At 39.0% G+C, this 12333-nt stretch carries 11 protein-coding genes and 1 other annotated feature; of the genes, 4 read left to right on the top strand and 7 right to left on the bottom strand.

From position 1 onward, the window contains the following. Positions 1-180: 180 nt before the first annotated feature. The 7 genes from M3661_RS27420 to M3661_RS27450 form a co-directional block, all read right to left on the bottom strand. A complete protein-coding gene (locus tag M3661_RS27420) occupies positions 181-600 on the bottom strand; it encodes a VOC family protein (protein ID WP_065294450.1) in 420 nt (139 codons plus the stop codon). Between the two features lie 27 nt (positions 601-627). Continuing rightward, a complete protein-coding gene (locus M3661_RS27425; RefSeq protein WP_175400662.1) occupies positions 628-804 on the bottom strand; it encodes a hypothetical protein in 177 nt (58 codons plus the stop codon). A gap of 241 nt (positions 805-1045) precedes the next feature. After that, a complete protein-coding gene (locus M3661_RS27430) occupies positions 1046-1816 on the bottom strand; it encodes a nucleotidyltransferase domain-containing protein (RefSeq protein WP_251490092.1) in 771 nt (256 codons plus the stop codon). A 41-nt stretch (positions 1817-1857) separates the two neighbouring features. After that, positions 1858-2062, bottom strand: a binding site (T-box leader). Positions 2063-2487: 425 nt separating this feature from the next. Beyond that, the gene (locus M3661_RS27435) at positions 2488-3780 is read right to left on the bottom strand and encodes a hypothetical protein (RefSeq protein WP_251490094.1); all 1293 of its coding nucleotides are present in this window, start codon (positions 3778-3780) and stop codon (positions 2488-2490) included. A 181-nt stretch (positions 3781-3961) separates the two neighbouring features. Continuing rightward, positions 3962-4342, bottom strand: a complete 381-nt coding sequence (locus M3661_RS27440; RefSeq protein ID WP_251490096.1) for a DUF6262 family protein — start codon at positions 4340-4342, stop codon at positions 3962-3964. Beyond that, positions 4335-6452, bottom strand: coding sequence for a tyrosine-type recombinase/integrase (locus M3661_RS27445; RefSeq protein WP_397376563.1), 2118 nt, complete (start codon positions 6450-6452; stop codon positions 4335-4337). Before M3661_RS27445 ends, M3661_RS27440 begins: the two co-directional genes overlap by 8 nt. Next, a complete protein-coding gene (locus M3661_RS27450) occupies positions 6436-7590 on the bottom strand; it encodes a tyrosine-type recombinase/integrase (RefSeq protein ID WP_251490097.1) in 1155 nt (384 codons plus the stop codon). Before M3661_RS27450 ends, M3661_RS27445 begins: the two co-directional genes overlap by 17 nt. A gap of 584 nt (positions 7591-8174) precedes the next feature. Between M3661_RS27450 and M3661_RS27455 the strand changes: the two genes are divergently transcribed. From M3661_RS27455 to M3661_RS27470, 4 genes are all read left to right on the top strand, one after another. Next, positions 8175-8870: a hypothetical protein gene (locus tag M3661_RS27455; RefSeq protein ID WP_251490099.1), complete on the top strand. Its 696-nt coding sequence runs from the start codon at positions 8175-8177 to the stop codon at positions 8868-8870. Between the two features lie 275 nt (positions 8871-9145). Continuing rightward, positions 9146-9766 (top strand): PspA/IM30 family protein, encoded by a 621-nt coding sequence (locus tag M3661_RS27460; RefSeq protein WP_251490171.1) that lies wholly within the window; start codon positions 9146-9148, stop codon positions 9764-9766. Positions 9767-9826: 60 nt separating this feature from the next. After that, the gene (locus tag M3661_RS27465; protein WP_251490101.1) at positions 9827-10861 is read left to right on the top strand and encodes a TFIIB-type zinc ribbon-containing protein; all 1035 of its coding nucleotides are present in this window, start codon (positions 9827-9829) and stop codon (positions 10859-10861) included. Beyond that, on the top strand, positions 10861-12330 hold the full coding sequence (locus M3661_RS27470) for a TPM domain-containing protein (protein ID WP_251490103.1): 1470 nt from the start codon (positions 10861-10863) through the stop codon (positions 12328-12330). Before M3661_RS27465 ends, M3661_RS27470 begins: the two co-directional genes overlap by 1 nt. Positions 12331-12333 lie beyond the last annotated feature (3 nt).

A 12333-nucleotide genomic window follows, 5' to 3' on the forward strand; every position in this document is an offset into this window, starting at 1 on the left:
GGCTTCTTGATTGTTTATTCAGAGGATATAAAGCTGATTTTCCCTTTCCATTTTTTGTTAGATGAAGGGTCACTTTCTTATTGCCTTTTTTAGGTTTTCTGGGGATCAGTATTTTCAGGATAGACTGCCGCTGTAGTCATTCAACTAACGTGTCCCGTTAGCACAACGCGAACCGATAGCTCAAAATCCATTAATATGTAAATCGGGATAGTTCGCTATATTAATAATATTGCCAGAAGGGTCTGTAACATTGAATTCAGGAAATCGATCAATACCCCAAGTGTACGTTATTTCGGTCACTTCTTCACCAGCATCGACAAATCGTTGGTAGCATTCAAATACATCTGATGTTTTCATACAAAGAACCGCATAGGGTTTTCCGTCCGATACAATTTGGATAGGAACTGGTTGTTCTACTCGTTTTAAAAACAAAAAGGGTCCTGGTTCAAGCTTCAGGTCTGATTCCTCTTCAGTTTTCCAGCAATGTGTAAAGCCGAAATACTTTTCATACCACGCAACGGATTCATCGATATTTCTAACTGGCAGTCTAACCTGAACTACAGTATGAACAAGTGTTTGACTCTTTGATGTGGTGTTCATTTGAAACCCTCCCTCAAGAGTAATTATTCACTGCCTTCCATAATTTCTCCGCTGCAATAAATAATCCTCTAAACCATCAAAGCCGTGGAATGAATAACTTTCATTCCACGGCTTTCGAATCGCATGAATCCAATCGACAGTCGGTTCCAGATGGCCAACCGGTTCGGTGAGGCGATTCAGCACCTTCTGCACAGTAATGATCATGTATTAGTCCTCCTTATGGTTGGATTATGTTCGTTATGTAATCTATCAAAACAAGTGAAGCAAAAAAAAAAGTTACAAGTAATTCTATGGATCTTAATTAAATTCCTTTGTTCATTCAACTATACTACTATCCGTTAGCTCAATAGTCTTATGTTTTAATTAGAGTCGCTGCTTATAGTTATGAGGCTTGCCGAACACCTAATGCAGTGACGTCCCGACGGGCTTAGGGGGCTGGATGTGGTCACTCGCTTCTCAGTGTGACCCGGACAGCCATTGCATTTAAGGAGTTCTCAAAATAGCTATATACTTCATCTGCAATTTCCAGAAACTCTTCAACAAGTACATTACTATCCAAGTAACAAGCATACAGATAATCAATTAAAGCGGAGTCAATCTCACAATAGTTTAATATGGCATTCTTCATCTTAATAATGTCATCTTGCCATACACCTGTATCTTCTAAAACCAAAGAGTATAATGCACGAATTAATCTCTTAGAGTAACCTTTTATTAATCTAGTTTTCATTGTGTTATCACTAGCATTAGAAAGTAAACTATGTCTACGATCTACTTCCTTCTTGGTCTCTGCATTTAAGTCTAAAATGAACTCTGGAGAAATAATTATCGGTGGTACTTTTTCACCAACGTCATGACCATATATGCAAACACTAATTATCTTTACCCAAAAACCCCAATCATTTGGTTTACTTAATACATCGTCAATGGAGCAAATTGTGGTATCAATCTTAGTTACTACTGGATATTCTTCCAAAAGCCTGTCTTTAATATTTGACAATCTTTCGTAATCAATATCTTTGGGATTTACACATACAATAGTAAAGTCTGCATCTGACTTAAAAGGTTTAGCAGTTCCTTTTGGAATCGAGCCACACATATAAATGCTATGAATCTTACCTTTAAATTCGGTAAGTATATTATCTATATACTTATCAACAAAATCCTTATATTCACTTTGTATTACAATTCTATTTATAACTTTTTCTAATATCATATAGACTCCTCCCAAAATAAAAAACGCCCCAAAGCAAAATGCTCTGGGACGATATTAATCGCGGTACCACCCAGGTTGCTGTATTTTCACACAGCCACCTTAATTGACTATAACGGGTCAAACCGATGGGTATTAGCCATACTCTGGAACTGGCATTTTCAATCAGTACTCTAGGGTTTTCTCAGTCATGAAACCCTTTCCTGTGAAGAGTTTAATGATTTACTTTTGTTCCATCATTGATTTACGGATATTGGTTAAATATTACTCTTTCCCGTCATCTTAGTCAACAACTTGCTCAAGAAAACTGCCAGTTAGTTCAATAAAAAGGACGCTCCCGCGCCTTCGCTTGGGCTACGCCCTCCTCATTATATTCCATTTCCAATTACTTATTAAAGAACGTACGCGGGTAGCATGTAGTGCTTAAACAGGGGACTTATCTTAGCCTAAGCACTAAGAAAATACTTTATTTTCACAGTCTAGAACTTTATTTGCCTAGTTTATCAAGAGCTATGTTTAGGAGAGTCAGATAAAACAAAGGGTTCTATATATTAGTCATAGCTAATATATATAGAACCCTTTTTAGCATGCCCATTTTAATCACACGGATACAAATGTCCTGTATAACTAATTCCTCGATCGTATAGTTCGAGTCGATCAATCAGTGTCACAAATCAATATTCATTATAATCATTGTGCTCCCACTGCATTTTACTATATTCATACTCTATATCCGCTTGAAGCTCATTTTGATGGGACATCATTAAAACAACACCAAACAAAAAATAAGCTAGTTCACCAAAAAAGTCGGTTACAGTTATAAAATCAAGTTTCAGAGGCTTTCCGAAATGACCTAAGAGATTTTTATCAGTGGGATATCGAAATTTATCTGCCTCAGTGTCAAAATCATGTAGCTGTGTAACATAACGCCTTACATGGTCAATTGTTTTATCATCCTCTGAAGGTCTTGCATGATTCAGAATATCACCCTCAATTATATTCCAAATACCACGAAGCTTATGCTTTTTCCTATTTACCTTCCTAGCTGCTTCCTGAAAATCAAATGAGCATTCTTCGAATAGAATTTCTTTCATTGCTAATTCAATACCGTTTCTGAATAAGTAACCTATCGGCATAAATAATGATTTCTTGCACTTAGGGTTTAATTTAATATATTCCACTAAGAATTCAGCGGATTCTGTATAACCTTTTACATATGGACCAAACTTTTTTCTTTTATATGAATATCCTAAGACGCTTTGACCATAATAAGTGCCTCCCACTTCTAAAAAAATTGGTTTGTATTTCTTATAATTCTCGCTGCCTGTATGATTATTTTTATAGTAGGCATTAAGAATATTAAAAACCACTTCCATTTTAGATGCCAAAGCAATTAAATTTATATGTGTCTGCTCTTCAAAAAATAGCCGAATAGTAAAAACCTTAGTTCCTTCATCAAAAGGATCACCATCTCTTTTAAGACTTAGACTGAATGGATACCTAAAAGAATCGGAATCCCGATCAATGCTACTCATATCTTCAAATAAATCCTGAAGCCATAAAAATTCATCCCTATTTTTTTCAATATTCTCACTTATAAAGGGTTCAATCTTTGTAAGAATTTCCGATAAATTATGAAAAGTTTCCTTTACAAACAACCGACCTTCCGCCAAATCTGTAATGTTCTTTAAGGCAATAGCCTTGAGAATTAGCTCAAGGCTATGTCTATATAGGAAAACGATTGGAAAAAAATATGTATCAAGTCTGTCTATCCGTGGATGATTTAAGATATGTGTCGTTAGAATATTTGCTGCTTTCTTAAAGTCAAAAGCATATTCAAAAAAGTCTTCATCCAATTTCGGATTACTCTTTAATATAATTCTATTTTCATCATTACCTAGTTTAAATAAGTCCGCATCAGGCCTAGGCCATTTAGTCTCTATTTCGAATAAATTAGTTTCTTCCACTGTGTTTCTTCTCCTCACGTTTTTGTCTTTATTAAAGATAATTGCTAACTGTCTCGCACGTTAAAGAAAACTTATTAGTTACGCAAGTCTACTTTATTTAAAAGTACAGGCTACGCACAACCTATTATCGATCAGTGTTAACTAACCTTCATGCCAGTTTTCAGAATGAGAAGACATTCCCTCAAATTTTTTGATAGACCTCGGCATACGAAAACTTAAGTTGCTCTCTCAGTTTCTTGTTTTCGTCTTCAAGTTTCTTCATCTTCCGTTTTAACGAAGCAATGATGGCGTCCTTATTGTTTTCATCCATCTCTCGCTTGATTTGTTTGGGTGTTGGAACTTGAGCTTGCTGCTGACGAAACGATTCAATGCGCACACGTATTTCAGGATTGTTATAGAGCGTCGCTTTGCTTACGCCAGAATCAGTTGCTACGCTATTAAAATTGATGCCCTCTTTGGCTTTTACAAGCCGTCTAATCGACTCATCCACTCTTTGTATGGTCTTTGCTTTGCGAGCCTCATGAACCTGCTTTAAATGCGCTCTGCGATCGTAATCAGACATGTTTTACACCTTGCTTTCCTTTGATACGCTCCATTCGTCCAAAGACGATGTTGCCTTTCCTGATCGTCTCATAGATGCTGGTCAGACGATCAAGGTTCTTTTTGTTTTTCTCCGCAATTTCGTCGCGGCCGTATTGTTTGGCAACTTCTATCATTTTTGAGGTAGATTGAATATGAATTTCGTACTTAGGTACGTCCATGTCAGAGAGACCGACAGCTAAGTCTTTACAAGGGCCGCCGCCGTTACAAGTTAAACAGGGGGGTTCTTCCGCGTATGGACAATTACCATTTACACGAGCCCGACAGGAGCCGTAGGGATTATCGATCGCATTTAGCTTCTGATCACGCCAGAGCGTTTCCAGGATATCGTACGGGATTTCTTCATCCTTATGAATCTCATGGATTTCCCCATTCATATCAAAGCTAAATACACCTTGTTTGACAACCGTTTCAAATGCTTTGCGCTTAGTATTGTCGAGAAGTTTGGCATAGCGAATTGTCATCTCAGGGGATGCATGCGCCAATAACTCTTGAACGATTAATATATCTGCTCCGCCGTTGAGCATCTTAATCGCATAGGTATGACGAAATTGATGAGTTTTAAAGTAGAATACTTTTCCGCTTTCATCAGTGATGTTCACATTTCTTGCCAGGCAGTTCAATTTCTCTCCAACCCATAATTGAGAATACGGTCTGCCTTTTCTTGAACCACGAAGTCGAATAAAGATGTACCTATCTGGATTGTTGTCCTCATTGCTGTTCTCAATTGAATTTTTTATTAGAGCCGCTAACATATTAGCTAATTCGTCATCGATTGGAATGCGATGACCCTTCACAAAGGTCTTTTCAATATCAGTTTCAATGTAGTATTTTCCGTTGATTCTTAACAAACAGTCTTGTGTTAATCCCAATACATCTGAGATACGCAAACCAGTCTTGAACGCTATCCATACCAAAGGTTGGACCTCTGGATGCAGATGATTTAAGTTAGCAAACAGTTGTTCTAATACATATTCCGGTATGTAATCAATTTGATCGTAAGGTTTCTTTTTACGTTTTGGTCTGTCTTCGGGAAAAAGCAGTTGTCTTGTATTGGTTTTAGGAGCAATGTCATATTCATAACGCTGAATGTCATCTAAAAACTTACTTACAGCAGATAGATTGTATTTAATGTAGGATTCAGGGTTTGAGTTGCGCTTTGCAAGCTTTTTTGCACTTTGGTGGAGCCATTCAATATATTTTAAAATATGGACTCTTTGTAGATCCTTCAAGTCAGTCCATAAAGGCTCCAAGTTACAAATGAAGTTTAAGAACTCAGGAATAACATACATATAGACTACTGCAGTAGACCATGCGAAATTGTTTTTGTTTAAAAGACGTTGCTTTAAATATCCTTTAACATTACTCCGCATTGAAGGGTTTCTTATTTTCGAGAAGTCAACAAAATATTGTGATTGTGACTTATTATAATTAATCCCATATATAGCATGCAAAGTTCGAATATCCCATCGATCTTTATCCCATTCCTCGCGAGTATCGATAAGTTGAGATAATGTAGAATGCATAAGTCTCAAAAAGTGTGTAACTGAACATTTGACTATTTGTTCTCCATGCAAATCATGTTTCCTAATCGTTTGTGTAAGGATATTCTGGTTCTCCAACCAAAACAACCACTCCCGGTCCGCCTTATCAATGTTTAAATCTAGCAAAGACTCTAGTCGAGGATGTTTTTCATTAAGAAATCTTGTGAGCCGGTTTATGTTTGTGAAATTAGTTCCGAATAGGCTTGAAAAAGACCATTCATCATTAAATAACTTATGGAACACAACATACTTCATTTCAAGATTAACAACCGGGTTATGAAACTCGAAACGAATATTTCTATTAGATCGATTATATTTGTTTCGTTGATCCTGAAAGTTAGCTACTATTGAACCAATTTCATCTACACTCCATGTATTTTCATTTTTGAAATAGGGATTCTCGACTTTGCGAAACGACACAGATCTATCACTATGAACTAACCGTTCTTGATAGCTGGAAATCTCTTGTTCAAGCCGATTATAATGCAGCCTATTCGCATTCACATGTCTTTCATTCCGTAACACCACTGTCAGTTATCTCCTCTGATTTTATATTGTCAAGCTGAAATGCATGCTGAGCTTTCTCCCAATTCTCACGAATATCTTCTTCCGATGGATGGACATACATATTCATAGTTGTTTGAATATTGGCGTGTCCTAATCGTTCTTGCACTTGTTTGATGTCTTTCGTTTGACGGTAGTATATTGTTGCATGCGTGTGCCGCAGCAAGTGAGGGTGAATGTGCATCCCTGTTTTCTTACGCAGCACTTTAAATAAGGCGCGAACATCGCGATCATTCATCGGTTGTCCAACACGGTTTCCCCGCAGTTTAACAAATACGAAATTCGTATCGATTTCAAGATCATCAATCACGTTGTATAGGTAGTCGTCGTATAAATCCATGAGTCCCTGCGAAACATACAATTCCCGTTCACCTGTCTTGAGTTTAGCTCCATTCTCCAATTCACCGCGGTCCGTTAAACGTATTCGATGGCCGTTCTTGTGATCGAATACGAAGTCTTCCATGAAGAGTGATAATGCCTCCCCAATACGTAGTCCCGTTTCAAACAACAGCTGAATCAACAATCGATCACGAATGTTCGTTGTGGACTCGTAGATGTGTTCGACTTCATCCTTATGCAAAGCCTTAGGTTTTCTTCTGGGTTCTTTCAGCTTTAAAACGTTCTTATTCGTCGGGTTTCCTTCATTTACATGATGTAGGAATCCCTTATATTTACTATGACCACCTATAAACACCTGTCTTACCAGTTTATCTACCATATCGTTTTGGATCTCTTGAATACGGAAAAAGTAATCATATAAGTTTGTTACTACTGTGATTATAAGATTCACTGATTTTTCTGTTCTTTTCGCTTCAATCTGATGTAAAGGAGTAACTTTCCCGCTTTCAAACGGATTACGCAACCACCCTACAAAGTCTGCAAGATCCTTAACTCCTACTTCTTTATAATCTATCTTCCGCTCTTCAAGATAAGTGAAATACTGTTTTAATGCATAGCAATAAGTCTTTAGTGTGTTGTTGCTTTTACCAGTCTGATCCAGGTATTTTAAATACTTCATCACAGGAACAACTGGAACACCTACCTCATCCAACAGCAAATATCTCTTTTTATTATCATTTAGAATTACTTCTTGTACTCTCACAGCGTCACTCCCAACGAAAGCATTTATCCTCAATATATTAAATAATTTATACTAATTTTATAAGCCACAGTTAATAATTCTATTAAACAAAAAATAGAGGAGATTAGCTCATATATTGAACTAACCATCCTCTATTTACGTTACTACAATTAACCTAGTCTAACACTTTATTTTTCAGTCTATAACTTTATTTTCTTTCGTCACGTCTAACTCCTGAAGAGCGGGAGAATGGGTTACTGCAAAGTTTGGTATTGATCAACAGTTGTACGAAGATACCTTGAGCATATTCAATGAGAAGAGAACATAATCTACGGAGCCTCATTGAGAAATGCACGTTATTAGATAGGAATCAGATCCTATATGCTGGCGTGTATTTTTTTTTTGTTATTTTCGATTTGTTTGTAGGGAAATGATAGATTAAAAACTAAAATATTTCCCAAAAAATACATGGAAATCTTTAATTATGCAAGAGATAATAGTATACATGTCGCTGTATTTCCGTGCGTTCAGTACCGTGCCAAGTGAAAAAAAACGAATTTGAAATCGTTTTATGAAAAAACTTATCAATAATTGGGGTGTGTCAGATGAAAAAGAGTGTTATCATATCGGCTTTTGTGGGTGTATTCATTATAGGGACAGCAAGTGGATTTGCAGCTTCGAACTACAAAGAAGTAAAAGCTCTATTGTATCCCTCTGTGAAGGTAGATCTAAATGGACAAGAAGCCAGTAATGTAAAGGCACTGATGTATGAGGGGACTTTATATTTACCAGTGAAGTCGATGACGGATTATTTCGGGCTTACTTCTAAATTAGAATTTAATAAGAAGGATAATAAGATTACAATTGGTGGGCCGAAATATCTTAATCTGCTCAATAGCGAGTCCAATAATTTTTATCAGGTTATGGTGAACGGAAACTGGGGTGCAACATATCAAACCAACGAACGAAAAATGGTAAGCAATTATTACATGGGTGTTGATATTTTTCTGCAGACAATAGATAATTCGAACTTAGAACAATATACGAAGGCATTTCAACAAAAACTTAGTAGTATAGGTTATACCGTTTCTAATGAAACAAATCGAAAGATTGCTGGTGAGAATGCAAAAGTATTGGATTATAAAACGGATGGATCGATAGGGAAAATAGCGATCCTTCATAAGGATGATGATTTCGTAACGATCATGTTCTTCGTTGATAAAACTCGTTATAAAAAAGAGGATATGAATGAGTTCGATAACATTGTAAAGAGCTTTACTATCCAACAAGCAAATCGGTAGGTAAAAGGATATATGTGACTCTAGCTAAATAGTAACCAGCGGAGAATACATAAAAGATATAAAGGCCAAGTTTAGCTAATAAACTTGGTCTTTTTTTGTGAACTTATCAGTCGTATTGCCTGTCCATATCGAATTCAGGGTATGTGAACTTACACATGTCGCAAGAAATCGATCCGTAGTTCAAAATGTCGAATTTCCCATCCTTTTTACCTATATTTGCTGTATGATTAACGTATAGATTGGAGATGAAAATTCTTCTAATGGAGGGAAGCATTATCGAAATCTTATCGAGAGTCAAGGAACTCATGTCCATCAATATCAATAGTCTATTTCAGAAGTCGGAAGACCCTGAGACAATCATTGATGATTACATGCGGAAGTTGAACGATGATCTCGGCAAGGTGAAGGCTGAGACGGCTTCCGTTGTTGCAGCAGAGCAGCGAGCCAAACGAGCATTGGACGAGTGCGCAGCGGAAATCGCAAAACTGCAGCGATATGCGGAGAAATCAGCGGCAGACGGGAATGAAGCAGGGGCACGTGCTTTTTTAGAGAAAAAGGCAGTTCATTCGGAAAAGTTGCAGCAGCTGCAAACCGCTTATGATATGGCAGCTTCAACTGCTTCTCAAATGAAGCAGCTGCAGGACAAGCTGGTCTCTGATATCGGCGAGCTGGAGACGCGGCGTGCAGCACTTAAGGGGAAGCTTGCAGCGGCCCAGGCACAGGCACGAGTAAATGCAAGCAACTCTATACATGGAGATCAGGCTTCGGCATTCGATGCGATGGAAGACAAGGTGAACCGCGCTTACGATGAAGCGATGGCGCTTGCTGAACTTCGAGGTGAGAAGAAAGACGATTTGGACGAGCTGATCGAGCAGTTGAAGAAGGAAAAGAATTGAATCTCGATTCATAGGCACTACATATAAATAGATACTTTCTATGCTCTAGGGGTGAATAGGTTGCCGGTTATTGAATATAAATGCCCGAACTGCGGTAGCGGGATGGAGTATGATACGTATTCGGAGATGTTAACCTGTCATAGCTGTGGAAGAGAAGACAATGTTCAGGACATGCAGGATCCGATGACCAAATACGTGTTCACAGAGGAAGATGCTGCGGAGGAATATCACTGCCATAGCTGTGGCGCTGTCATTATCACAGAAGCAGAGACGAGCGCAACGAGCTGCAGCTTTTGTGGATCTGCCGTTGTATTAGGAGATCGATTGACGGGGAATTTGGCGCCGGTGAAGATTATTCCTTTTGCCATTAGCAAGGAAGAAGCAGTGATGAAGTTCAAAAGATGGTGTGGAAAGGGACTCATTACTCCGAAAGGGTTCATGTCAGCGAATCGAATTAAGGGAATGACGGGGATGTATGTCCCATTCTGGCTCTATGATTTGCAGAATGAAATTGAGGTCCATGGCAGCGCCACGAAGGTCAGCAAATACCGCTCAGGCGATTACGATTATACAGAAACAGCATACTATGATTTCTATCGCGAGATTTGCCTGGACTATATAAAAGTTCCTGTGGATGCTTCGGCAAAGATGACAGATGAACTTATGGATAAGCTCGAACCTTTTCCCTATGAAAAGCTTGAGAACTTTAAGACTCCATACTTAGCAGGTTATGTTGCTGAAACGTATAGTTATGACAAGGAAGAGCTGCTGCCGCGGGTAAAGGAAAAAATACAAGAGTATATTTTTGAATTCATAGATTCAACCGTAACGGAATATACGTCAGCGAAGTATGACAATGTTCATATTCACACGGAGACGCAGCGAGCTGATTATGTACTGCTTCCGGTCTGGGTACTGCATTATGACTATAATAAACTGGAATATACGTTTGCGATGAATGGACAGACGGGCAAGGTGGTCGGCAAGCCCCCGATCAGCAAGTCGAAGGTGTTCGCATGGTTTGCGGGATTATCGGCGATATTCTTCCTCGTATTTCAGCTTGTGTCCTATTTGTATATAGGAGGGAAATTCTGATGAGAAGGAATCGTGTTATCGCTGTCGTCCTGCTGTTCGCAGCATTGCTGCTCGCCATCCCCATGGAGATGATCACGGGAAGCGTCAGTGCGGCTGCCAAGAATAACAAGCAGTTAATTGATGATTCCGTAGGTGTACTCAGTAAGAAGGAAGTAAAAGAATTGAACGAGTTGGCCAATCGGTATGGATCGGAAATAGGGATCAATATCATCGGGATTGTAACAGATAAAGATCAAGGGACTTGGGAAGTGCTACAGGATTTATACGCGAAGAATAACTCCAATGAAGATTTTTCTGTCAGTAATGCAGCTGTGCTGATTCTGAATACGAATCACGAGAAAATCTACATAAATGTATTTCAAAAGGCGGCAGATCATTTGGACGATGAACGGCTAAGCAGCATAACCGATATTGTCGCTGATGAATACGGGGAAGGCCGTTATAAGGCTGCTTTTCAAAGGTATATCGAGTCCGTCTATCAGTATGTAACAGCGGGATCGCAAGCAGTTGACTCGGGTAAGAACAGTACCGTTAGCAGTATGATCAGCAGCACGAACGATGGGACTACGTTTACGAGCACGACAACCACGACGAGTACATCAGGCACAACCAGCAGCACGTTTACGAGCACCTCCACCAGCACTACAAACGGGACTAGCTTCACCAGTTCAAGCAGCAGTGAGAGTTCAAATGGTGCAATGAATAGCTCCAATCCAAGCATGTTCAAAAAATGGAGCGACCCCAGTTATAAAAAAGGAAACCAGCTGATCTTCGATGAGGCCAAGCTGCTGACTGGGCGAGAATACGAAGAGCTGCAAGAACTGGCAAAGCAGTACAGCGAAGAGCGAAAAACAGATATGATTATTTATACGACCAATGATCCACTTGCTTACGATGTAAAGAGAATGACCCAAGACTTCTATGATGAATATGGCCCAGGTTATAAAATGCGTCATGGCAACGCTATCATTTTAATGGTAGACATGACACATAGAGAGATATATCTTGCTGGATTCTATAAGGCGAAGGTATATTTCGACGATGATAGATTGGATCAAATCAGAGATAAGATTGCCCCGTATTTAGCGGATAAGGAATACAAGGATGGATTTTTAACCTATCTGAAGACGGTTCATAAATACATGGGCTACCGCCCAGGAGTGAATCCTGACAATCTCTTATTGAATATATGGGTTCAACTAGGTGCGGCTTTAGTCATTGGAGGCGGCATCGTTACGCTGCTCGTATATCGTTCCGGCGGACGGGTTACCGTAGATGCTCAGACGTATGAAGATCCGAACTCAGCAGGTTTGGTTGATTATTCGGATCAATATATCCGTACCTGTACAACAAGAACGAGAAGATATAGCAGCAGCTCCAGCTCCAGTTCAAGCGGTGGTGGAGGCAGTGGAGGCGGAGGAACGACTTCGGGTGGTCATTCGCATAGCGGCAGCAGAGGATCATTTTAGGGG

Source organism: Paenibacillus sp. MER 180, assembly GCF_023713665.1.
Classification (GTDB): Bacteria; Bacillota; Bacilli; order Paenibacillales; family Paenibacillaceae; genus Paenibacillus_B; species Paenibacillus_B suaedae.

Bases quoted from the DNA above. Each gene is read 5' to 3' on its own strand.
- M3661_RS27430 (WP_251490092.1), bottom strand. From the start codon at position 1,816: ATGATATTAGAAAAAGTTATAAATAGAATTGTAATACAAAGTGAATAT.
- M3661_RS27420 (WP_065294450.1), bottom strand. From the start codon at position 600: ATGAACACCACATCAAAGAGTCAAACACTTGTTCATACTGTAGTTCAG.
- M3661_RS27470 (WP_251490103.1), top strand. From the start codon at position 10,861: ATGAGAAGGAATCGTGTTATCGCTGTCGTCCTGCTGTTCGCAGCATTG.
- M3661_RS27455 (WP_251490099.1), top strand. From the start codon at position 8,175: ATGAAAAAGAGTGTTATCATATCGGCTTTTGTGGGTGTATTCATTATA.
- M3661_RS27425 (WP_175400662.1), bottom strand. From the start codon at position 804: ATGATCATTACTGTGCAGAAGGTGCTGAATCGCCTCACCGAACCGGTT.
- M3661_RS27440 (WP_251490096.1), bottom strand. From the start codon at position 4,342: ATGTCTGATTACGATCGCAGAGCGCATTTAAAGCAGGTTCATGAGGCT.